Origin of the sequence: Syntrophomonas sp. DTU019, from assembly GCA_913757435.1 — a bacterium.
GTDB lineage: Bacteria > Bacillota > Syntrophomonadia > Syntrophomonadales > Syntrophomonadaceae > DTU019.
The window spans coordinates 455,532-480,334 of record CAJYDM010000001.1 but is presented as its reverse complement, the minus strand read 5'-3'; the positions used below and the strand labels follow the sequence as shown (position 1 = coordinate 480,334).

Genomic DNA, 24,803 nt, shown 5'->3' with positions numbered 1-24,803 from the left:
AATAAGCCTGGCCTATCTAGCCTGGCGGAAAGGAACCCAACAAATTATTAATCTGAGGATCCTCCCGCTGTGATTGTACGCATGTCCTCATAAGCTACTACTTGCGGAGTCTCATAATTCTGTTTGTTCACGATAATACCTCCTTTAAAATCTTGTACTATATCAACATTTTGCTGTAGATTATGTACTGTTTCACGTGAAATCAAATTTAATCAATCGAACTACTTGCGGCCGTTATTTTACGCACGCTTCAAAAGTGATCAACTGAGGCTTCTCATAACTTAGCTTGTACATAACTAACATACTCCCTCAGCTATTCACTGTTACTCTTTGTTTGAAAAGTAATGTGAATTAACCGATTTGACCGGAAATAGCGACATCACCTGCAGTAATCGAATTCAGACTCTCGTAACAGATTACCATGGGAGTTTGATACTCTTTCTTGATCATGTAATACTCCTTTCCTAGATAATCAAAATGCTTCCATACTAATATTTATAGGCATATGATATAATTTTTGCAGTTTCTTGTAAAATGCTTTTTAGCAATAACCGACAACAAAGGAGTGGAAGCCCTGTGGTTGTGGTGAGCAAAAACCAGGATGTAATCTGGCGGGAGGTAGACGGCGAAACCGTTTTGCTAAACCCTGAAACCGGCAGGTACTTCGGTTTAAACCGGGTGGCCTGTTCATTCTGGAATAAAGTAGATGGGAAAACTTCCCTGGAAGAGATAATCGATCAGTTGCTCCTGGAGTATGAGGTGGAGCGCGAGGTTTTGTCTCAAGACATCAGAGAATTGGTGGCGGCATTAACTGAATACCAGTTGCTTCTGGGTTAGGCGCTTCCAAGATATTTTAAAGGGGACCAGACCTTGGTGTGTCGATATAAAGGTTTTCATTTCCCAAAGGATTTGCTTCTCCTGGCGTGGGTTGGAGGTTTGCTGTTTTACTATGAATGCCTGTTGCGTATGCGCTCACTTCCGCAGATATTGGATAAAATTCATGCCATAAAACCAGATCTGCCAACAACTGGAGCAGATATGCCCGCCCCTACATCCAGTCAGTTCAACACCATGGATAAGATTTACCGGGGAGCAACCTATTGGATGACCAGGATAGGGCGAAGTTCACGACCCTGCCTGAGACGCAGCCTGGTTTTGCATCACTGGTGCGCTAAACAGGGCCTGAATACACGCGTGGTCATCGGGGTAAAAAAAGACGGTTCTGATTTGCAGGGCCATGGCTGGCTGGTGTTGGACGGACAGCCCTACCATGAAGAACCAGGTTCGCTGGAGCAATATACGACCTTTTTTGAAGGATAATCATATGCAACAAGAAGAATCACTGGTAAGATGGTACAACCTGTCAGGATATACCCTCCGTATTGAATACAGCCCAGGCCTGGCCAGAGAACTGGGCAGCTATCTGAACATAGCCTCCGCCGAGGCTGGCGCCCCGCACCTTTCCCTACAATTGAGTGTTATAGATCCCGGACAGATCGACCGGATCATGCCTTTACCCGACACGGCACAAAACATCCCGGACTTTACTCTTTTGCTCAACCGACCGGTAACGGTGCGTTCTTTTCGCAATCACAGCGGACAGTGGACTGATTACCAGGGCTATGCCCGTTCTTATGTGAGCTCAAATGAGGCCTCGGCCCGGGTGGTAATACTGGCTGGCCATGATATCCTGCCCTTATACACCGATATGCTCTTTACCTATAATCTGGTTAACCAGCTGATGGTGTATTATGACCAGTTTGCGGTTCATGCCGGCTGTGTAGATTATCAGGGTACGGGGATTATGATCAGCGGCAACAGCGGTCGCGGCAAATCCACGGCGATTTTCGCCTTGCTGCAGCATGGATTTAAAGTTTTGTCTGATGAGCGTATACTGGTTTCAAAGCAGGACGACGGCTATAAGGGCTGCAGCATATCAGATATAATCAAGGTCAGAGAAACAGCCCGGGTGAGCTTCTTTCCCGGCCTGCCCATGGACCAGGCATACGGGTCGGTCGACGATGAACATTATTTCAGATGCGGTACTATCACCCCAGACGGATGGCGCTCCCATACCGAATTAAAGCAATTCCTGGTTATCAACCGCTCCGGCCAACCTTACAGCAGCCTGACACCGATCAATCCCACCCGGGTGGTAGGAGAGTTTTTCCCCGTAACCATGAAAGCCTGGGACAACCGGGAGGCTGCTACTAAGAGATTCAACTTCCTCATGGATTTTCTTTCTACTGTACCCTGTTATCAACTGGATTTTGGAACTGACATGGCACAATTTGCCGATATCGTCAGAGAGTTGGCCGAGGGCGTGATGAGATGAGAAAATTTCGAAATTTGGTTAAAAAAGTTTTTGCTCCGGCAGTACTTAAAAACAAACGAACCATGAGTCGAGGAGAACCGCGACAAAAGGTGGCTCCGGACCGACCTCCTTGTGTACTGCGCCTTGCGGCACACGGTGATCCCTGGGAAAAGGCCTGGCCGGTCTGGCAGGATTTGTGGAATGAGTGGTTTGCGGGGCAGCGCGTTCTGGTCAAGGTTAACCTCAACACCGCGGACCCGTATCCGGCCTCGACCTGCCCGGTTTTTCTGAAGGAATTTCTGAAATTTCTGCACCGCAGCGGAGTCAACGATATATTAGTCGGCGACTGCGCCTCCTTGAGCAGCCTGCCCACCAGAAAAACCGCCCGTGCAATCGGCCTGGATCGGGTTGTAACCGGGCTGGCCGAGCCTATATTTTTCGATGAAATGGAATGGGTAGAAGTGTCTGTGCCAGGCCAGTTTCTGAAGGCCGTCACTGTACCTGCGGTTGTTTATGAGGTGGACCGAATCATCAGCCTGACCAACCTCAAGACGCACCGTTGGGCTGATTTCAGCATGGCCATGAAGGCCGCTGTAGGGAACGTGCACCCTTTGGAAAGGCGCAACTTGCACCAGGACCACCTGCAGCAGAAAATTGTTGAGCTGAATCTGGCGGTAATGGCTGACCTCAACATAATTGACGGTCGCGTGGCCATGATTACCGGCGGCCCGGCAGTCGGAACCACCGCTCCCGCCGGAGTGATACTGGCCGGAGATCATCCCGCGGCGGTTGATCTGCAGGCCTACCGAGAACTGTTGCAGATCAAGCAACGGCACCACTGTGTGGAGAACTTCCGTTCCGATCCCCTGGAAATGCCGCAACTACAGCATGCGGCTATGGTGTGGCCTGCTGCTGAGTGGCAGTGCTACCGGCTATATGAGTATTAGGAGTCAATAGTGAAGATTTTGCTCATCTATCCATACGCCAGTTTCAAAGTAATGCCTCCTTCGACCTGGATGCCTCTCAGCCTCTCCTACCTGGCAGCACCCCTGCTCCAAGCCGGGCATGAGGTTAAAACCGTTGACCGCTATGCGGCGCAATTCCGCCTGGGACAGGACAAATCCGCAGTAGATAGGGCCATGCTGCAGGCCTTCAGCGAATTCCAGCCGGATGTGGTAGCCTTTAATTCTGTATCCCCACTGGTCTATGATCTGGTGGATTGTGCCAGCATGGTACGCCAGATTTTCGATGGTCCTATACTGGCCGGGGGTCATCATGTGACTGCCCTCCCCGAAGCAACCCTCCGCAAAATACCCCAGTTGGACGCAGTAATATCCGGGGAAGGGGAATACTCCCTGCTGCAATTCATCGAGGGCCGCGATCCTAGGGACATCCCCGGGCTATGGTTCAGGGAGAATGGCTTTATTATTGGCAGCCCACCCCAACAGATTGGCGATCTGGACCAACTCCCTTTCCCGGTTTTTTCAAGTCTGGACTTGAGTTACTATCTCAACCGCAGCCTGGATACTATTCGCCACCGCTATGTTTCCACCGTCTCACTCTTGACCTCGCGCGGCTGTGTTAAAAAGTGTGAATTCTGCTCGGAATCATTAACCTACGGCAAAGGGGTGCGCTTTCACAGCCCCGAATATGTGGCTGAACTGGCTTATCAGGTATATAAGGATTATGGCATTGAAGGCATCTATTTTCATGACAATGACTTTCTGATCAACCGGGCCCGGGCTGAGAAGATTTGCGACCTATTTATAAAGCGTGGCCTTCACAAGCGAATAATTTGGGGCATTCAGGCGCGCGCAGAGAATATTGAACCAGATTTGGTAAAACGGCTCCAACAGGCTGGCTGCGTGATCATAGAGGTGGGAATCGAATCGTCTTCACAGGCTGTGTTGGATCTAATGCACAAAGACAGCACAGTGGAGGTCAATGAACGGGCTATTAAGATTTGCCGGGAGGCCGGGCTAGGCATTCACTGTTATATGCTGACCGGGGTTGAAGGCGAAACCATGGCCGATCTGGAGCAGCGCCTGGATTGGCTGAAAAAGGTGAAGCCATATTCTTTCAGCTGGTCGCAATTGGAGATACATCCCGGAACCCGTCTGTACGAGCGCCTTCGACCGGGCGTATTCGAGGCTATACCCTGGAGCAAGGAGGCAGTCCGGGAGTACTATTATCAGCAGAATCTTTCCGCCCTTACTGCTGAGGAACGCGCCGCCTGGATGAGGAAGCATTACGAGCCATATCAACGGTTAATACGCCGGTATAATACAATTCGCACCAACAGCCCCCGACGTTTGTGGTCCTTCTTTACCATGAAGGCCAGGCAAAACATCTCCCATCAAGGGAAGAACTGAGTGGACAGCATGCCCAAAGCTAGTAATAATGAATTTATACGTACATTTTTAAAAGTACTGTTTGGCAGCTTACCCCTTGCCGAACTACAACGGCAATGGCTGGAATGTGACCAGGAGGCCGTTGCCCAGGATATCACCAAGCATGGGCTGGCGGGCCTCGTGTATCATCAAATCCGAAGCCGCCCGGAATGGAACCTTTCCCCCCATTTAGCAATGGCCTTAAAGCAGCCAGCCCAGATGATTGCCTTGCAAACTGCGCTTTACGAACGGGAAGGTATAAAAATAACTTCCCGCTTGGAAGCAGAGCAGATCCCTTACCTGGTCTTAAAGGGTTTTTCTTTGGTGGAAGGACTGTACCCTAATAGTGCTCTGCGTCCGATCAGCGATCTGGACATATACATCAGACGGAGCGACTATGCACGGGTGCGGGATATTTTGCGGGGGCTGGGTTACCAGGCGCAGATGACCGCCGATTTTCGCGGATCCCTGCAGGATTACCAACAGATCGCTGAAACCTACTGCAGCGAGATGCAATACTCCAGGAATCTGGGCCAGTTTAAGATCAATTTAGACATACACTGGGGGATAGATGGTTTATGGGAAGGTTCTCCGTTAAAAGCACTGTTTCCCATCGAAGCATACCCCTGGATGAGTTATACGCGTCGGACCCGGGCCGGGGACTGGGATTTCAACGCGCTGGGCTGGGAGATGCAATTCCTGCATATTGTCAGCCATTTCGCCTTACACCATCAGTTTCAAGGGGTGAAGTGGTTTCTGGATATATGCCTTATGCTGAAGACATTGGGGTTAGAACTGGACTGGGATCTTATTCGCCAGATGGCCGGTACACCTGACTTTCGCAAGGCCATCGCCGTTGTCTTGCGCATGGTGGAGGATGAGACCGGGCTTAAACCTGAGGGGGTGCCGCCGTGGCAGTCATTCTGGAACGGAAAAGCGATTCCCGGGGAGTATGCCTTTTATCGCCGCCGCCTGTTCAGCCCGGTCAGCAAAAGAGGACAGTACATGGCTTACATGCTGCTGCCGCTGAAACACCGCGACAAGGGCCGGGTTTTGGGGTACTACTTGTTTGACCCCAGGGCGGTACCTCACTGGAGAGTCGGCAGTTCCCAACCCGGGCGGCGCTGGTGGCAGCCCCTCTATCTGCTCTATCGGGCCGGGCAAGAGATGGCAGGCAGGCAAAAAAAGCAATAGGAAGATGGGCAACATTGGGGAAGCAATAAAAATGTCCCCATGTTTTTCCGAGGTCAATATTTCGGCGGAGCGCCCGCATAATAGGAGGAATAAAGATGATTCTGATAACCGGAGGGGCCGGGTATATAGGCTCACATGTAGTCAAAGAGATTGCCGCGTCTGGCTACGATGTTATGATTCTAGATAATCTCTCCACTGGAAACCGTAAAGCGGTAGAGGTTATCATTAATCTGCTGGCCGATCTTAGCGGTGCCGGAAAGACTTATTTGACCGTGGGGGACTGTGGAGATCAATTATTGCTGGACCAAATTTGCCAACAACACCCTATTGAAGCGGCCATCCACCTGGCTGCTTTCAGTGAGGTGGGAGAGTCCATGCAGGATGCGGCCAAGTACTTTACCAACAACACCGCTCAGACCATCTTGCTATTGAATAGCTTAAGACGCCATCAGGTGGATAAACTGGTATTTTCTTCTACGGCGGCGGTATATGGTCAGCCGCTGCAAAACCCCATTTTGGAGGACCATCCCCTGCAGCCAACAAATGTTTACGGCCTAAGCAAAATGATGATCGAGTCGATGCTGCCTCGCTACCGGGTCAATTACGGCTTGAACTACATATCGTTGCGCTATTTCAATGCTGCCGGTGCTGATGCCAGCGGTCTGATTGGGGAAAAACACCGCCAGGAATCACACCTCATTCCTCTGGTCATACTGCGGGCTATGGGCAAAAGGGACCGTTTCACCATCTTTGGGGATGATTATGACACCCCCGATGGGACCTGCCTGCGCGATTATATCCATGTCAGCGACCTGGCCCAGGCCCATCTCCTGGCCTTACAGGCCTTGTTAGCGGGAACCATGCAAGAGCGGGTTTATAATCTTGGCAATGGGCAGCCCCATTCAGTCCGTGAGGTGATAACGGCAGTAGAGCATTGCTGCGGCCAAACCCTGCCCTACGATATCGGACCACGCCGCAGCGGCGATCCTAGTATTCTGCTGGCCAGTTCGCAGAGAGCCCGGGAAGAATTAAACTGGAAGCCGCGCTACCCCTGCCTGCAAGACATTGTGGATTCTGCCTGGCGATGGCATAACAGCGAGAACTGGTGAAGGGGAAGCCTTTTAGGTGGTGACCGTAACAGGAAAAAGTTGGCACCTCGGCTGGAAAACTAGAATAAGATATCACACCTTTGGATTTTTTAGGACGGTGACAAGCACCACGTCATTGACTGAAATGAGGTGAGATATCCATGTCCTATGGAACGGTAGAATCAGTCCGGGAAAACATCATCGCCCTCATCCCCGCTTACGAGGAGAATGGGGACATAACCCGGCTGCTGCTGGAGGATGGTTCAATATCAAAGGATGAGCGCAATGTGCGCACTGTTAAGAAGGCCTTAGCCAGGTGTTATGTAATGGACTTAAAAGAACAAGGCCGGCAACTGCGAGCCTCGCTGCAGAGGCGCAAGCTCTTGCCTTTTTACCTCAACCATGAGCGGGTGTTCATACCGGTGAAGATGAGGACCGCGCGGGTCAAAGATGATTGCTGTTACGGTTACATGGATTGGCGCTACATAGCGGACCTGGAGCCCAAGGAGGGTGGGGGCACTATCCTGCGGATACGCAACGGGATGGAAGTATCAGTGCTGAGCAGCATTAATCATGTGATACAGCAGATGCATAGCGGCAGGCAGCTATATGACGCTTTGCAGCAACAATCAGGAAAGAACCTCAACCGGGAGCAGTTGTTGCTCAAGGCCGCGCGTCTCTTAGCCGGGTCCCTGGATCTGATCCACAATGGCCTGGGAAAACCGGGCAGAAATGGAGGGGCTAATACTATATAGCAGAAATTAACGGCAGGAAAGCGCAAGCTGATTACAGAATTACTCGTAATATGATATAAATGTCAGTTGGAATACATTTGTCGACCCCGGTTTCAGACTTATCTTGTATCAATTCAAGAAATACCGATTCTGGAAATTATAAACCTGGTTGTTTGATAGCAGCCTAGTAACGAGCGGAGAAATATGATGTCGATGATAGATAGATCGGTTAGACCGGGACGGGCTGTGCTCTCCTGGGTCTTGCTCTTGATAATGTTGTGCACCTCTATAACCTCCCCCCTCGAAGCAGCACAGCTGCCAGAGCCAGTCTTATGCAGTGACCGGGCGGCTGAAATTGTGAATGCCGCCCCTTTTACCAGGGGAAACCTGATCGTCCCCGGCGGATTGAGCGGAAAAGGCGAACTGATCGGTATTGCCGATTCTGGTTTGGACAGCGGCGATCTAGCCGAAATCCACCCCGACTTGAGGAATACACCTGATAATGCGGCGCGCATCGCTGCGCTGGAATCTGTTAGCGGACGCAACATCCCTGACGATCCCTCCGGTCATGGTACGCATATGGCGGGAATCTTGGTAGGCAGCGGGAAATCATCAGAGGGAAGATTTACAGGTATAGCACCGGGCAGTTCCCTTTATTTCCAAGCTCTGTTGAATAAGCAAGGTGAGTTGACAATTCCCCCCCTATTGAGCGAGTTGTATGATCCCGCCTATGCAGCCGGGGTGCGGCTGTATGTAAACGGATGGGGCACTCCCGGCAACAGTTATCAGAGCCAGAGTCGGCAGATAGACTCCTACATAGCAGATCACCCCGATTTCCTGGCCATATCAGGAGCAGGCAATAATGGTCCGGCCATGCAGACCCTCAGCGCTGAGGCCAACAGCAAAAACGCCCTGGTGGTAGGGGCTGCTCAGGTACCGCGTCCGGGGCTGGATATGGAATGCACCGACACCAGTAAAATAGCAAATTCTTCCAGCCGCGGCCCCGCTGCGGATGGCCGCATCAAACCGGATCTGCTGGCCCCCGGCACAAATATCATAGCGGCCTGCTCAAGTATCACAGAAGGCAACTTTGACAGCAACCCGCTTTATACGTTGATGAGCGGCACCAGTATGGCCTCTGCTGTAACTACAGGGGGAGTGGCTTTGCTGCGCCAATACCTGCAAGACTATCGCCATTTGGACAATCCCAGTGCCGCTCTGCTTAAAGCGCTGCTGATCAACGGCGCCCGCTTTGATCTCCAAACAGTCTCTTCTCAGGGATTTGGCATATTAGACCTGGCCGGGACCATCCTCCCCCTCCAGGACCGCACAGTTGAATATGTAAACCAGAGCAGCATTTCCGCGCAACAGACCCGGGAATATCGAATCAGCGTTGAAGAAGCCGAAAGCCTGTTCAAAGCGACTCTGGTCTGGACTGATCCTCCCCCGCCTGCAGGAGCTAAGCGGGCTTTGGTAAATAATCTTGACCTCCTGGTCAAAGACCCCGAGGGAAGGCTTTACCGGGGCAACGATTTTTTTGGCAGCGGCCGGAGCGATGATGTCAATAATGTTGAACAGGTAGTAATAGCCCATGCCAAGCCAGGCGAGTATACCGTATATGTAAATGCAGCCAGCTTGGATGCGGCTTATGCTCATCAGGATTATGCGCTGGCATACGGTCAGGCCATGCAGCATGAAACGGTGGTTGCCGATGATGGAGGTTCCCTTCGGGTCAAAAGTGGCAGGACCTTCTCCAATAAGTTAGAATACCAATCTGATATGCCAAAGCCGGCCGGCCTGCCGAGCTCACGAGCAGGAGGAGAATTATACTGGAACCAGAAACATGCCTATCTGTTTTTGCAGGCCTGGGAGAGCAGCGGGACACAGATGCTGACCACTTCAGCCGGCAGCTTTATTATGGAATCCAACCCTGTGGCCAGGGCAGGCGGTTATTATCTGCCCTACGCATGGAATAAAACGGGTCAGGTCAAGGTCAACGGGCATGCCATTGAACAGGTTGAGGCATTTGAGACCGGGGCTCACATAAACGCGGTAGTAAATCCGCTAGGCCAGACGCTGTGGCAGGTACAGGCTTCCGCTCGTCAAGTGGAGGGCTATATCAAAAGGGTCGATGTCAGCCGCCGGCAAATCTGGCTGATCAACGACGACCAGTCATACCAACTGTATCCAGGGGGCGCTATCGTTGTTAGCAACAACCTGATTGATAGTGTGGCTGAAGCCATGCCCTATGGATTCGCCGACAATGTAGGTTTAGACGGGCTTCTGCCGGGGATGAAGGTCAAGATGATGATTACTCCGCAGACCCGTCTGGTGAATTATATTACCGTACAGCGAGACCTGGTAATTGGCAGAGTTTCCACTCTGTCCCTTGAAGAAGGCAGCATAGAACTTAACCATGGAGCTTCTTATGAACTTTTCCCGGGTGCAAGCATATATCGGGATGGTAAAGCGGCCAAACTGAAGGATATTCAAAGCGGTGATTACGCAGTAGCCCAGTGCCTGCCCGGTTCCTCGCAATGGGTGCAGCTAGAGGCTTATAGCCGGGTGGTTTATGGGCGGGTCATATATTTTAATGAGAATACCCAAACCCTCTATTTATTTAATAAGGACAACCAGATCCAGCAGTGCCAGCTGGACCGTCAGACCAAAACGTACCGTTGGGGCAGCCTGATGCCAAGGCCCGCTTTTGAGGTGGGTGCCTGGGTGAGAGTGTTGATGAAGGGACAAGGCGAGGAGGCATTGCGCCTGGACATAGCCACCATCGCGGAGAGGTCAACCAAAACCCTGCTAAAATACGAAAGTGTAACTCAGCGCTTCGTAATGAGTGATGGCAGCAGCTATCAGTGGCTGCCCTCATCTTTGGTAAGCAGTGCAGGCTACCTCCTTAAGCCCGAGGATATGATCGAGAACCGTGAGGTGCGTATAAGCACCCTGGCAGGAGAAAATGGCCAGCCTTATCTGGCCGCTATCGAGGGCGATAAAGATCCAGGCTCTCCCGCCCCCGCCTTGAATGTTTCAGTCCAAGATCTCAATCACACCTTGATAATTCAGGGCCACAGCGATGCAGATCAACTGGCTATATACCGTCAGGATGGCAGCCGGGTTCCAGTGCAGCCTGATGTAGATGGCGGATTTGGCCTGCTCTTGCTCCAAAACCCGGATGAGAGCTTTGTGACCGTGGTGGCCATTAACACCCAGAATGGTGCGCTAATGGCCCGCCAATGTGAAGTAACCTCATATACCGCTCCAACCGCAGGGAACCGTTTCATGGATATAGAGGACCAGGCTTTGCGAGAAAAGGTGATCAGTCTGGCGGATCGGGGAGTGATCCAAGGCTATGCTGACGGGGCCTTCAGGCCGTATGAAAGCGTTACCCGACTGGAACTGGTAGAGATGCTGGGGCGCTATCTGCACCTGAAGCCGAGCGCAGGGGCGGGCAGGTTTACCGATGCAGAAGACATCCCCTGGTGGGGAAGAGGGCTGGTCGGGGCCGCTTATGAAGCGGGATTGATAGTAGGGTATGAAGATCATTCATTTCGTCCTAATAAAGCCGCCACCCGCAGCGAAATCGCCATAATCATGGACCGGTTGTATCAGCTGGGGATTTCAGGTCGGGGCCCAGCTGCCCAGCCGGCCCAGGACTCCGGGTTAGCCCCGGACTGGGCCCGGGATGCCATCATTGCCGGGTATAAGCGCGGATCATGGCCGGCATCCTGGCGCAGCGTATTCTTACCGCACAATTATGTGTCGCGCCAGGAAGTGGTTTTCTTGATATCAAACCTGGAATGAGATGCAGCCTTAGATGCGTCAGGAGGGAAGATGCAAAACAAAGGCCATCAGTGCGATGGCCTTTGTTTTTGCGTCGTGTTGTTATACTCGATATTATGCTTAATTCTGAACCCATAACACTATGGTAGCCGCACCAGCCTTCTGCCTCCAATCACCGAGTTGCTGCTGCAAGGCCGCGATCTGCTGGTCCAACTGTTTCAGTTTGACCGGGTCTTGGGTTTCTCCGCGTTGAGTGCTTAAGCTGAGGAACTGATCCAGGGCTTGAGTATAAGCCTGGGAAATATCCTGGGTATCAACGTCTCGGCTGGTCACGGTTCCCAGTGCAGCCAGGCTATCAGTCAAGGCCTGGTTCTGGCTGCGCTCTACCACCAATTTAAACAGATTATAGTTCACTCCGTCTTTGACCTGTTGTCCCAGCCGCTCAGTAGTGGCCCCGTATGGGGATGCGATGGAACGCACCTGATCAAACATGGTGCTGGGATCACTTTGACTGCGCATCACCAGCATAGTAGAAAGGATATTGCGATTTTCCGCACTCAACAAGACCTGGTTCGGGGTGGCCTGCATAGTTGCCACATTACCCCCATTTTCCGGAGGATTCTCCGCAATCACCCGGGGCGAATCAGGTGCTGCTTCATTGGGCGCAACGGGTGAAACGGATCTGTTATCCGAGGGGGCAGTTTGATTCGGCACTGTAGCATTGGAAGGCGGCGGATCAGAGTATTGCGCTTGCGGCTCTTCCTGCACGGCAACTGGTGTCATTGGTGGATTATCGGCAACAAAACCGTTGACCGAGGCGAACACCAGCAATCCTGCAGCAGCAACCGTAGGCAACAACTTTTTCCATGTTTTCCGCACCCAGCCAGACCCAACCCTAGGTCTGATCCCGGCGGCTTCCTCTTGCTGCACCGCCAGCATGACCGCATCCGTGAAACCGGCCGGAGCAGCCTTGATATCCTTGCCCATAGAACGCAGCAGGCTGGACATCTGAGATAGATCCCGATAATGCTCGCGGCACAGTGAGCAATGATCGAGGTGCTGCTGCAAGGTCATTCTTTCCTTGCTCTCCAGCATCCCGTCCAAGTAAGGCGATATAAGTTGTCTGGATTCCTTGCAGTTCATGCTATTCACGCCTTTTTGTTATCAATACTATATTTCAGTCATCATAAATGATTCACTTCACTACCGGCAACCCATCGGTCCTTATGGACTAGCGAGGCTTGAGTTCCTTCAGCAACGCCTTGCGCCCACGGTTTAACCTGGATTTCACCGTTCCCAGCGAACACCCCACCAGAGAGGCGATCTCTTCATAACTGTAGCCTTCCATCTCCCGCAACACCAGAGCAGTTTTATAGTCTGGATGGATGCGGTCTAAGGCCCGTTTGAGGAGATCCTCCAGCTCAGCCCGCTCCAGGACTTGCAGAGGCGAATCCTGAGTGGCGGCCAGTTCACGGCTCAGTTCACTGTCCCCCATAAGCAGGGGTTCATCCAGGGATAGGACTATCGCCTTTTTGTTTTTGCGGCAGTAATTGATCCACAAGTTGATGGCGATGCGGTGCAGCCAGGTGCCGAAATCCGCTTCTTGTCTGAAGGAGCGGATATTCCTGAAAGCCTGCACAAACACATCTTGGGCCAGATCCTGAGCGTCGAAATTATGGTTGGCCAGGTGGCTGCAATGGGTGAAGACCCGATCCTGGTACAATTGCACCAGTTCCTCGAAAGCTTCCCTGCTGCCCCCCTGAGCCGCTTTTATCAGATCATTTACCGGAACCAAGTTAAGTACAACTCCCGGCTCCAGGCTTGTGCCTGGTTAGTTTATTAGACATTGCCACCAGGTAAAAAGTTCCCTGGGGTCCCTAAATTATTAAAAAAATTCTTCTATTATCTATTATCATTGTCCATCAAAGTTCTTGCCCATGGTAAACCATTCTATGATAACTTACATTCCTGCATCCAGGTTTATACATTATAACATGGAAGAAAACGACTGATTCACTTAACCCCTTGAATAATATTAGGAACTGCCGCCCTTGTAAAAGTTAAGCAGTAGTGGAAACACAGTTTCCGATTGCCAGTTTCCATTTGCAAGTAGATTGCGGTAGCGGAAACTTTAATTTCCGAGTAATAGAGGCAACTTCAGTAGTAAACCCGTAGCGGAAACACTAATTTACGATTGCTTAGACATCCCCCCAAAACCCCTATGTTGCCTTAGTGGTCTAGGAAAAGGGCATATATATTGGACAACTATCTATATTTAGTAATGACAGAAGATGCTTGCTTTATTTGAAAAAAATTGTGCTCACTGGGAACAAATTCTGCCCGGCGGTTGTCTAAATAAAACAGGTAGTCCAGCAAATTACCAAAAGAGTTGCAAAATGCCGGACTAGAAAAAAGCCGGAAAACCTTACCCGGCCGCCAAAGGAGGGAAGAGCTGAGCTTTAGCTTTCAAGTGAAGATCACCTCAAAGACAGAGTGAAACACTCTGATCACCTCGACTTTATTAGGAAGTCATTCATACTTAATTCTAACAAGGAGGAAAACAAATTGCGTAAATTTAAGAGCAAACTCGCATTATTGCTGGTACTCACCATGCTGGCAACTATGTTTGTAGGCGTTGGCGTAGCCCAGGCCAAATCCGACAACAGTATCAACAAGGTTATCAGCGTCGCTGATGATTATGTGACGAAAGCCGGTGAAGCTTCCGGTATCGTGCTGACACTAAAAGAAGACAGCGATTTCCCCGGTCATTTCGAGGATGGCGATGTTTTCGAACTGATTCTGCCCAGTGGGGTAAAATGGACCGACGACATGAATATTGATGTTACTGGCTCCAACTTTGTAGCCGAAAAGATATCCAGCAAGGTTGTTGAAGTCACCATGCGGAACATGGCTGCTACACAAGACACCATTGAGATTCCCCTGGCTTTTGAGGTTGACGGCGCAACTGGCACCCTGGCAGTAACAGTCGATCCTCTGGATTCTGCGGTAACCGGTGGCGATTATAATTTTGCCCGGGTTGCTGAAGGCGACATGACCGCCACAGTTGACTCAGTCAAGAAGATTTCCAGAAACTCCAGCAACAAGGCTGGCACCATCCAACTGAGAGAATCAGCTGTTGGTACCGTCTATGGCGATGCCAAAGTTGTCGTTAAGCTTCCCAGTAACTTCAGCTGGGTAGAAGGCGACATCGACGTCAGCTTCAGCGGTGGATTCACCGGCGCTACAGGTACTGATGTAGATGTCGATGGCCGTGAGTTGACAATCGAATTTACAGCTCCGGGCAGCGATCAGCGCGGAACTATTTATATCGAGACTGCTGTCAATCCCAACCGCTCTGCATCCTTCGGTGAAGTAGAAGTGGGCATCAAGGTTGATGACGAAAATGGTGAGGTTTTTGACGGCGACCTGGTCATTGCCAATTATGTGGACTGGGGCGTTAAAGCCGAAGTTGACGAAGTCAATGAACTGATCGCAGGGAAATTTGAACAGAAAACCGCTACCATCCTCATTGAAGAAAATGTTGCCAATACCCTGCTCAACAACCGCGACCTGACAGTGGAATTGCCCGAATGGGTCAAGATCACCGAGTTTAAAGAAGTCAGCGTAACCGGAGCGGGATTTGCAATCGATGACCCTGAAGTAACCGGTGATGACAATTATGTGGATATCCCCATCGATACCGCATCCACCAGCGCTGCCAAACTGAAATTCAAGCTTACCCTGAGCATTGAAGGCAACAAGACCGGCGACATCGAAGCCAAAATCTTTGGCGCTGGCGTGGAAGAGACCAGCCTGGTAATCGCCAAGGCCGTTGCTCCGGTTATCCCCAGCATCGACAAAGTCAACGAAGTCAAGATCGGTATTCAGAGCCAGCCGGTGGCTGACCTGACCCTGGTCGAAGGCAAGAAGAATTCTATCAGCAATGAATACCGGGAAGGTCCGGCCGATTTCTTCAACTATGAAGAATCCAATGGCAGAATTACCCTGACCCTGACCGAAGGCGCTGTTTTTGCAGCCACCCCGACAGTGACCGTAACCGATGGCAATCTGGAAATCAGCCAGGCTAACGTACGTATAGTTGGCGACACCCAGCTTGATATCCCCATCAAATCCGAAGGCACTAAGCTGAGCACCATCAAGGTTTCCGATATCAAGATCACCTTGAACCGTGCTATCCCTGAGGGCGACCTGAAGATCAAAGTCGGCGGAACTGCTGTAATCGAAAACAGCCGTGCAGCTGGTGATGATCCTACCACTATCGAAGAAGGCGAATTTGTAACTGGCAGCATCAACGTTGTCGCAGCCAAGGTTGTGACCCCGGCTGACCCCAATGCCTATGCAGTAGCTACCTTCGTGATCGGCAACACTATTTACCAGATCAACGGTGTTGACCAGGCTGCGATGGATCAGGCTCCTTACATCAAGAATGACCGCACCTATCTGCCGCTGCGCTTCGTGGCCTATGGCCTGGGCATTGGCGACAATGGAATCATCTGGGATGCAGTTAACCAGACCGTAACCCTGATGAAGAACGACAAAGTTGTTCAAGTTAAGATCGGCAGCACCACCATGCTGGTCAACGGCGCAGCCATCACCATGGATACTGCTCCTGAGATCACCGCTGCTGGCCGCACCTGCCTGCCCATCCGCTTTGTAGCCGAGGCTTTCGGAGCAAATGTGGCCTGGGATGCAGCTACTCAGACTGCAACCATCACTCTGTAATACACACACAGTCTAATACCTGAAAACAGGAGAGGCCCGGCAAGCGGGCCTCTCTTCTTTGGCTGCGTTAGGTTTAGGCGCGGTCTAATCAGGGTTTGTAATTAATTTGTCTTCAATCGCACAAAATGGCTGCTGACCCTGGGATTGGTTGTGGAAAGTGAGATAAAATGGAGAGAAAGGAAAACTTCTTTGAAACGTAAAGCTAAATGAAGGAGGTAGTAATAATGATTTTGCCATCTAGAAGGTTAATGATCATGCTGCTAGCCTTACTGATGCTGCTATCCGCACCAGGCCTGGTCCAAGCTGAAACCAGCAATTCAGTTAACCGGGCGGTATCAGTGGCCAAGGACTACTCTGGATATCCGCGTACTGATCTGACTATAACTGAGAAGGAAGATTTTCCGGATCAGATCCAGACTGGGGACACATTCGAAATAATTCTGCCACTGGGAGTGGAATGGGCTAGTGATTCCAGCGGCAGAGCCAGCTATAAGAGTGAATACCTGATCTGTCAGAACTGTACGGTGGAGGCCATCCTGCGTAACGCACGTACGGTTGAACTGACTTTTGTCGACACTGACCCGACCGAGGTTTCCCGTCTGGAGATTCCGCTGGTATTTGCCGTAAAGGACTTCCTGGGCGACATTGAAGTGACTATTGAACCGCTGGATTCGAACATAAGCGGGGGGCGCTACCTGTTCGCCAGGGTGCCTTATAAACTGGTGCCAGTGCCGATTCCGGATCCTGATCCCGAACCCGCCCCACAGCCAACTCAGCAACACGTGGTTTTCACCATCGGTAGCCCGTTTTACAGCCTGGATGGTAAACAGCAGGCGGAGATGGATGTAGCTCCTTATATTAAAGATGACCGCACCTATCTGCCGGTGCGCTTTGTGGCCAATAATCTGGGGATAGTTGATGAACATATTCAGTGGCTTGCAGAGACCCGCAGCGTGGTGCTGAGCAAAGGTGATCAAACGGTGCAAATCTGGATTGGCAGTAGGGCCCTTAATCATAACGGAACCCTGATCGATATGGATGTGGCCCCGGAGATCTGGCAGGATCGCACCATGCTGCCGATCGCTCCTATTGCCGAAGCCTTAGGCGCCTCGGTAGAATGGGACCCGGTCATGCGCACCGTTATCATTAGCATGGCAAAGAACTGATAAACCCCGGTATGGCAAGGTTGAGCGGGCGCATATAAAAGTTGACCGGCCGGTCGGTTTGAGGCTATAATCAGGTTACATATAGTTCCAGGAAGGAAGGTTTTTATGCACAAAAGGGTCATTATAATAATGCTGGCAATATTTTTAGCCTTCAGCAGCATTGCGCCAGCCATTGCCGATGCCGGGAGCGGGAATGAGACCCCGGGTTTAACCCTTGAACAAGCGGTGAATATGGCATTAACTCACAGCAAGGCTATTCGGCAGGCGGCTTTTGATGTGAATCGCAGCGAAGAGGTTCGTGACGAGCTTGCAAAACAATTAAGCTACATCCCTCGTGGCATGACCGATTACGGAACCGGGCAATTGTATACTGGCCTGGTGACCTCGGACATGTACTATCGAATGGCGCAGAAAAACCTGACCATGGAAGAGGATAAAGTGGTTCTGGCCGCATATAAGGCCTATACCGATGTGATCAAGGCCGGCGAAGAGCTGGAGTATGCCCAGAAGTCTTTTAATCAGGCCGCCTGGCTGCAGAATGTGGCCTATTTGAGTTTGCAGCAGGGTATGGCCAGCGAGTATGATAAAACTGCCGCCGAGGTGCAGTATAAGGCGGCTCAGAACAATTTAGAAACCACCCGGCAGTCGTTAGACAATGCCTTACTTACTCTGAATCAATTGATCGGCCTGGAACCTGCTTCCCGGCCCATACTGTTGGATAAACCGGAGTATCGTGCTCTGGAACCGGTGATAATGTCTGAAAAGATAGCCAAGACCCTGAATGCCAGTCCTTCGGTGTGGATGGCTGAACAGGCCGCCAAGATCGCTGAGATCCAGCTGGATCTATATGATTTTACTTATCCGGGTCAGGATCCCTATGAGGCCAAGGAAGTCGATGCCAACAAAGCCAAACTCAGCGCGCAGGATGCCAAAGAGCAGATGAGCCAGTTTATACGCACCCTCTACAATAATCTGTTGATCATGGAACAGAACTATGCGGCCTTGCAGGAAGCGGAACGGCTGGCCCGGGAAGACCTGCGCATCAAACAACTGAAGTATGAATTGGGCATGATTACCAAGACCGAGGTGCAGGCTGCAGAATTATCCCTGCAGGCCAAACAGAATTCTCTGGATGCTCTCGCTTTTCAACACGGAGCCTGGAAAATGGTTTTTGACAAGCCCTGGACTTATAGCGCGCTTATGCAGTCCAGTGCTGCTGGAGGCACTGCTCAACAGCAGAATGGAATGTGATCTGGGATTTATTGCGCCGGCTCCATGAGCCGGTTTTTTATTGTGCAAGCCCAGTCCGGTGCCTTGCCCTCTCAGTCGTTTTTAATAAAAGGGATTAATAATCTATTGCCAGAATATATAAATATTGTACAAAAAGGTATGGAGGCCTTATGGTAAGATTTAGCATCAATTTGAGGGTACTGCTGGTGGTGGTGCTTATAAGCAGTCTGCTCTGGACTCAACCTGCCCTGGCAATGTCTGGGGTCAGGGCAGAAGTCATAGATCTGATCGAACAATACTATCCCGGCAAGATTGACCCCGGCATCTATAAAATCCGCTCCGCTCCAGAAATTGTGGCAGCTCTCAATGACCCCTTCAGTATTTATCTGGAGCAGTCAGAATATGACTCTTTCATGGCCGAGTTGGACGGCTCGTTCTGCGGGATCGGCATTTACATGGACACGGCACCCCAAGGAATTCTGGTTACTGACATTCTGCCCGCTTCACCGGCAGAAGCCGCAGGGCTCAAAGTTGGAGATCTCGTTAAGAGAATTGATTATGTATCCGTGCAAGGCCTGACTCTGGATCAGGTCCAGACCAAATTACAAGGCAAAGAGAACACCAGGGTGGCAATGACTATTGTTCGGGGTGAGGAACAATTCGACCTGACCCTTAAGCGGGCCTATATGGCGATCCCCTCGGTACGAGGCCAAAAGCTGGATAATGGCATAGCTTATCTGCAGGTGCGGTCTTTCAGCAGCAACACTGCCTCTGAAATGGAGCATTACATCACCACCCTGGATCCCGACTGTGACCAATGGATACTGGATCTGCGCGGCAACAGTGGCGGTTACATATTGACTGCTGCGGAACTGGCCGGATTCTTGATGGATGTCAATAATATGATGGTCCTGGAGCAGAAGGAGGAGCGCTTTCAGCTTCCAGTCTGGCCCCAAGCGAAGATGATCGATGAAATGATGATAGTGCTGCTGGACGGCTCTACCGCCAGCGCGTCAGAATTGCTGGCGGCAGCCTTGAAAGATTATCAGCGCGCCCTCTTGGTGGGGGAGACCAGTTTCGGCAAAGGCACCATGCAGGAGATGTTCAACCTGGAGAATGGTGATGTATTAAAACTGACTGTAGCCGAGTTTTATTCTCCTCAAGGCCATAAAATACACCAAGTAGGGGTAGCCCCCGATGTAGAGGTGGCTTCTGAGCAGGCCCTGGAAGCAGCCTGGCTGTTGTTATCACAGCCGGTCGGGGGCTGCAGCAGAGCCTATATCGAGGTGGGAGCCGGCAAATTTGTGGTGGACCTGGAAGTGGCCCGCCGTGATGACTACTGGGAGGCCTGGAACAGCCTTACCGATGAACTCAACATCCTTCAGGTGGAATATGGTTGCGGCGGGACTGAAAACGCGGTGGAACTCTCCCGCTATGATATCAAGAGGCATTGGCCGGTGTACTATCCCGATTACCGCCTCTTGGGTGAATACTACCAGCTGGATATGGATGAGCCGCTTATTCTGAGCATCGACGGCCTCAACCAGAAAGGGCCGCATGGTAGTGACGGCCTGGAATTGATCGATAGTCAAAGCGGTGAGCGGATAAGTTTTGAGACCGAGCAGCTGGGAAATCTGCTGCGGCTGCGACCATTAGAGGTTTTAGCGGGCCATGAATACTGGCTCTTATGGCATGGCAGGACTAATGCCGGAGCGGATGCGTCCCCGCCAGCTATTGCGGTGCTTCACTATCGGGAAATGACGAGCAACTAGGCTGCAATTCCTGGTTGTGCTCTGGACAGGCTTAAAGGTATAATTCTAAAAGACCGACCAGTCAGTCGGCAATGTAGAGAAGTGGAGGGTTTTTTGTGAAGACAAGGTCTCAGTGGAAGGTTTGGCTGCTGTTGTTCACTTTATTGGCCAGTTTTACCCTGGTCAGCGGCTGCAATCAAAGCCAGGAAGTAGCCAAAGAAACCGAGCTGACAGTGAATGTGGCAGTAGCACAAAATCAGTTTATTGCCAGGAGCGCACGCTATGCCGGCAAAATCAGGGGTGCCAATGAAGCCCCAGTGATGCCCAAGATGCCGGGCCGGGTGACTCAGATTATGGTGAAGCCCGGGGACCGTGTAGCAGCGGGGCAGACCCTGGTGGGCTTGGACAGCACCGGGCTGCAGGCTGCACTAAAGCAGGCCGAAGCTATGGTAGCCTCCACCCGCGCCCAGGAGGTTTCCAATAAACTGCAATTAGAGAATGCGCGCCTTAATTATGAACGTATGCAAGAGCTGCACCAGGCCGGGGCCATCGCCGATAATGCCCTGGAGGCCGCCCGCTTACAATACGAAACTCTGGCAGCGGGGGCAGTAGAAGCCAGTGTAGCCTCAGCCGAAGCGGCCCTGCTCAGCCTGCAGGATCAAATTAACAACTGCAACTTGACCGCACCTATCAGCGGCATAGTAGGAAGCATATCGGTTTCCCTGGGCGATACCGCTTCTCCGCAGAGCCCGGTGGCGGTTGTCAGTGATACCTCCCGGTTGCAGGTGGAGGTTTTGGTCAGTGAGTCCGATGTTAATTTCATCAAGACGGGCAGTAAAGCCAACGTTTACATAACTTCCTTGGGCAGCGAACCGTTTGCGGCCCGGATCATAAGTGTGGATCCTATGGCCGACCTGATGAAACGCAACTTCACCGTACAGGTGGAACTAGAAGAGCCCCAGGCGCAGATGCGTCCCGGCATGTTTGCCGAAGTGGTGATGGCTACTGAACAGGCTGAAGACACCCTCTGTGTACCGATTGAAGCCGTTATTGCCAGAGCCGACAAGAGCGTGGTCTACACCGTGGATGCCGATAACCGCGCCCGCCCCCTGGAGGTTAAGACCGGGATCTCCAACGATCGCCTCATACAGATTACCGCCGGGCTTGAACCGGGGACTCAAGTCATCGTCAAAGGCAACACCCTGGTTTCAGACGGCACCCTGGTAAAAGTGGCCGCCGAGGAGGGTAAGGCATGAAACTGGTAGAGTTCTCCATACGCCGCCCGGTATCCATGGCCATTCTGGTGATGGTGGTCGTTATTCTAGGCTTCTTTACTTATTCACGTCTGTCATTAGACCTGTACCCGGACATGGAGATCCCAGTGGTGGCGGTAATGAGTACCTATTCCGGGGCCGGGCCGCAGGAAGTGGAAAACCAGGTCACCAAACCCCTGGAGAGCGCTATCGCTAATGTCAGCAGTATAAAACAACTGGATTCCATATCCTCGGAAGGCAGTTCTGTAATCATCGTGCAATTCGATTGGGGCATGAATGTCGATAATGCCGCTCAAGAGATCAGCGAAAAGATCAGTCTTGTGGAAGGGTTCCTGCCCGACACTGCCACCAAGCCGATGGTGGTGAAAATGGATCCCAATATGATGCCGGTGATACAGATAGGCATCAGCGGCGCCGCCGACTTAACTCAGTTGCAAGCTGTAGCTGAAGATATTATTGAACCCCGCCTGGCCCGCATTCCTGAAATAGCATCAGTGGTCATCACCGGCGGCAACACCCGCGAGGTGCGCGTCGACATAGATCCGGTCAAACTGGAAAACTATGGACTCTCTATATCCCAGGTCACACAGGTTTTGCAGATGGAGAATTTCAATGTCTCCGGAGGCAAAGTTGTTCAGGGCAACCGGGAGATGTACGTGCGCAACCTGCAGCAATTCAAATCCCTGGACGATATCCGCCAGGTCAGCATCAATACTATGGACGGACGCAGCGTACATCTGGGTGAGATAGCGGTCATTGAGGATACCACCCAGGACGTGACCCAGATCACCCGGGTCAACGGCCTCCCTGCAGTAGGCATACACTGCCTCAAACAGAGCGATGCCAACACGGTCAAAGCCTGTGAGTCTGTAAAAGCGGAACTGGAGATAATCGAGCAGGAACTGAACCTGGACCTGGATATAGCCGTGATAATGGATCAGTCTCAATATATACAGCAATCCATCCAGAGCACAGTGAGGATGATCTTGGAAGGGTCACTCTTGGCCATGCTGGTCTTATTTTTATTCTTGCGCAAAGCCCGCAGCACCTTGATCGTTTTCACTTCTATCCCGCTTTCTATCATTGCCACTTTCGTGGTCATGTATTTCAGCGATTACACCATCAACCTTATAACCATGGGCGGACTGGCCTTGGGTCTGGGGCGGATTGTCGACGACTCCATCGTGGTGTTCGAGAATATCTTCCGTCACCGCTCACTGGGACTGTCTCCCTATGAGGCTGCCCGCAAAGGCGCCACTCAGGTGGGGAATGCGGTCATTGCCACCACCCTGGCCATTCTGGCGGTTTTTCTGCCCATGGCGTTTGTGGAGGGTATCGCCTCCATTCTGTTTAAGCCCCTGGCTATGACAGTCTGTTTCGCCATCTTTTGTTCCCTGATCGTGTCTCTGACCGTGATCCCGCTGTTGTCGTCACGAATGCTGACCAATCAGGTTATGGCTGCAGAGCCTAATCTTAAGAATCCTATTTCGCGGTTGATCGTGAAATTCGGAGATTGGCTGGATGGCTTTGGGGAACGCTATCAGGCCTTACTAGCCCGGGTGCTGGGCAAACGACGGGTAGTGATCATTGGGGTGACTATAGCCATGGTGGCTTCATGTGCCGCCATACCCCTGGTGGGAGCTGAATTCATACCCGGCATGGATTCGGGCGAGATTGCTGTAAACATCGAAACTGATAAAGGCAATCAATTGGCCCAGACGGATCAGTTGATAAGAGAGGCCGAGGACAAGCTGCGTGAATTCCCCGAAGTGCAGACCATATTCAGCAGTGTGGGCAGTTCCGGGGGGATGACTATGAGTCTGGCTTCAGGCACCGATACTGGTACACTTTATGTGAAACTGACCCCTAAAAACGAGCGTCAGGATGACGTTAATGCCATAGCCGAGAAAATGCGCACCTCATTGCAGGACATCGCCGGTGCCAAGATAGAAGTCTCGGCTGCTGATGCCGCCTCTATGATGGGGTCGACCAGCGCTATCACCGTTCAGATTCGCGGCGCTGACCTGGAGGTTTTAAAACAGCTTTCCGAAGAGGTAGCGGGTATCGTCCGCCAGGTGCCTGGTACCCGCGAAGTGGTGTCAACTCTGACCGAGGGTAAACCCGAAATGCAGGTGCATATCGACCGGGCCCGGGCTGCAGCCTTCGGCCTGACCCCGATGCAGGTTTCCAATGAGATCAGCGCCGCCATGCAGGGCAGAGTGGCCACGCAATACCGGGTCGACGGGCAGGAAGTAGATGTCAAGGTGGGGTTTAATCCCAACACTCAGAAGGATATGGACTATCTAACCAATCTGTCCATCATGAATCCGGCCGGAATGCTAGTTAAACTTTCCTCTGTAGCCAGATTCGAGATTGCCCAGGGTCCCATCTCTATCAGCCGCGTCGACCAGGTGCGCAGCGCGCAGATAACCGGCGACTTGTTTAACCGCGACTTAAACAGCGTTATGCAGGATATCAAGGCTCGAGTGGCAGAGATTGATGTCCCCGCCGGCTACACAGTCGAATATGTGGGAACCGACCAGGAGATGATTGAAACTTTCATCAACCTGGTGCTGGCGCTTATTCTGGCCATAATACTCTGTTATTCGGTAATGGCGATTCTGTATGAATCTTTCTTCGACCCCTTTGTAATCATGTTCTCAGTGCCTACCGCTTTTATCGGAGTAATACTAGCCCTGCTGCTGACCGGGATCCCCTTAAGCGTACCCGGATTCATCGGGGTGATTATGCTGGTCGGAATAGTTGTGGCCAATGCCATCGTCTTCGTGGACTATCTCAAACAGATGCGCGAGGAAGGCATGGAGCGCGAAGAAGCCATACTGGAGACCGGACGGGTGCGTTTGCGCCCCATCCTCATGACCGCCCTGGCAACCATCTTGGCCATGCTGCCGTTGGCGGTAGGAATAGGCGAAGGCAGTGAGTCACTCCAACCTTTAGGAATAGTAGTGATCGGCGGGTTGCTGGTCTCTACCCTGGTTACCCTGGTATTGGTCCCAGTAGTGTATACCATACTTGATGATTGGGTCAATGCTTTCAAAAGCAGGCGGAGGGCCAGGAAAGCAGTTGCAAGGCCACCTGCTTAAGCCAAGCCTGCCGGGGCAGCCAGCTC

17 protein-coding genes are annotated in these 24,803 nt (G+C 51.7%); 15 read left to right on the top strand and 2 right to left on the bottom strand.

All coding sequences use genetic code 11. From position 1 onward, the window contains the following. Nucleotides 1-576: 576 nt before the first annotated feature. The 9 genes from AC15IQ_RS02350 to AC15IQ_RS02310 all read left to right on the top strand — a co-directional run bounded on the left by AC15IQ_RS02350 (nt 577) and on the right by AC15IQ_RS02310 (nt 11,530). Nucleotides 577-837, top strand: coding sequence for a PqqD family protein (locus tag AC15IQ_RS02350; RefSeq protein ID WP_483177051.1), 261 nt, complete (start codon nt 577-579; stop codon nt 835-837). 99 nt (nt 838-936) lie between these two features. Continuing rightward, entirely contained in the window at nt 937-1,320 is a 384-nt protein-coding gene (locus AC15IQ_RS02345) for a lasso peptide biosynthesis B2 protein (protein ID WP_483177049.1), read from the top strand. Between the two features lie 4 nt (nt 1,321-1,324). After that, complete coding sequence (locus AC15IQ_RS02340) at nt 1,325-2,335, top strand: hypothetical protein (RefSeq protein WP_483177048.1); 1,011 nt, start codon at nt 1,325-1,327, stop codon at nt 2,333-2,335. 14 nt (nt 2,336-2,349) lie between these two features. Continuing rightward, a complete protein-coding gene (locus AC15IQ_RS02335) occupies nt 2,350-3,261 on the top strand; it encodes a DUF362 domain-containing protein (RefSeq protein WP_483177047.1) in 912 nt (303 codons plus the stop codon). 9 nt (nt 3,262-3,270) lie between these two features. Continuing rightward, the gene (locus tag AC15IQ_RS02330; RefSeq protein ID WP_483177046.1) at nt 3,271-4,686 is read left to right on the top strand and encodes a B12-binding domain-containing radical SAM protein; all 1,416 of its coding nucleotides are present in this window, start codon (nt 3,271-3,273) and stop codon (nt 4,684-4,686) included. A 9-nt stretch (nt 4,687-4,695) separates the two neighbouring features. Beyond that, nucleotides 4,696-5,898 carry a nucleotidyltransferase domain-containing protein gene (locus tag AC15IQ_RS02325; RefSeq protein WP_483177045.1) on the top strand — a complete coding sequence of 401 codons (1,203 nt, stop codon included), beginning with the start codon at nt 4,696-4,698 and terminating at the stop codon, nt 5,896-5,898. Nucleotides 5,899-5,993: 95 nt separating this feature from the next. Then, nucleotides 5,994-7,007 carry a UDP-glucose 4-epimerase GalE gene (galE, locus tag AC15IQ_RS02320; protein WP_483177044.1) on the top strand — a complete coding sequence of 338 codons (1,014 nt, stop codon included), beginning with the start codon at nt 5,994-5,996 and terminating at the stop codon, nt 7,005-7,007. Nucleotides 7,008-7,147: 140 nt separating this feature from the next. Further along, nucleotides 7,148-7,741, top strand: coding sequence for a hypothetical protein (locus AC15IQ_RS02315; RefSeq protein WP_483177043.1), 594 nt, complete (start codon nt 7,148-7,150; stop codon nt 7,739-7,741). A 186-nt stretch (nt 7,742-7,927) separates the two neighbouring features. Further along, nucleotides 7,928-11,530, top strand: a complete 3,603-nt coding sequence (locus AC15IQ_RS02310; protein WP_483177042.1) for a S8 family serine peptidase — start codon at nt 7,928-7,930, stop codon at nt 11,528-11,530. Between the two features lie 99 nt (nt 11,531-11,629). On the opposite strand, the gene AC15IQ_RS02305 is transcribed toward AC15IQ_RS02310, so the two are convergent. Next, nucleotides 11,630-12,652: an anti-sigma factor gene (locus AC15IQ_RS02305; RefSeq protein WP_483177041.1), complete on the bottom strand. Its 1,023-nt coding sequence runs from the start codon at nt 12,650-12,652 to the stop codon at nt 11,630-11,632. Between the two features lie 88 nt (nt 12,653-12,740). Continuing rightward, complete coding sequence (locus AC15IQ_RS02300) at nt 12,741-13,304, bottom strand: sigma-70 family RNA polymerase sigma factor (protein ID WP_483177039.1); 564 nt, start codon at nt 13,302-13,304, stop codon at nt 12,741-12,743. Between the two features lie 770 nt (nt 13,305-14,074). Between AC15IQ_RS02300 and AC15IQ_RS02295 the strand changes: the two genes are divergently transcribed. From AC15IQ_RS02295 to AC15IQ_RS02270, 6 genes are all read left to right on the top strand, one after another. Beyond that, nucleotides 14,075-16,252, top strand: coding sequence for a copper amine oxidase N-terminal domain-containing protein (locus AC15IQ_RS02295; protein ID WP_483177038.1), 2,178 nt, complete (start codon nt 14,075-14,077; stop codon nt 16,250-16,252). 224 nt (nt 16,253-16,476) lie between these two features. After that, nucleotides 16,477-17,418: a copper amine oxidase N-terminal domain-containing protein gene (locus AC15IQ_RS02290; protein ID WP_483177037.1), complete on the top strand. Its 942-nt coding sequence runs from the start codon at nt 16,477-16,479 to the stop codon at nt 17,416-17,418. Between the two features lie 105 nt (nt 17,419-17,523). Then, entirely contained in the window at nt 17,524-18,669 is a 1,146-nt protein-coding gene (locus tag AC15IQ_RS02285; RefSeq protein WP_483177036.1) for a TolC family protein, read from the top strand. A 149-nt stretch (nt 18,670-18,818) separates the two neighbouring features. After that, entirely contained in the window at nt 18,819-20,420 is a 1,602-nt protein-coding gene (locus AC15IQ_RS02280) for a S41 family peptidase (RefSeq protein ID WP_483177035.1), read from the top strand. A 95-nt stretch (nt 20,421-20,515) separates the two neighbouring features. Beyond that, nucleotides 20,516-21,655, top strand: a complete 1,140-nt coding sequence (locus AC15IQ_RS02275) for an efflux RND transporter periplasmic adaptor subunit (RefSeq protein ID WP_483177033.1) — start codon at nt 20,516-20,518, stop codon at nt 21,653-21,655. Then, complete coding sequence (locus tag AC15IQ_RS02270) at nt 21,652-24,777, top strand: efflux RND transporter permease subunit (protein ID WP_483177032.1); 3,126 nt, start codon at nt 21,652-21,654, stop codon at nt 24,775-24,777. Before AC15IQ_RS02275 ends, AC15IQ_RS02270 begins: the two co-directional genes overlap by 4 nt. Nucleotides 24,778-24,803: the final 26 nt, after the last annotated feature.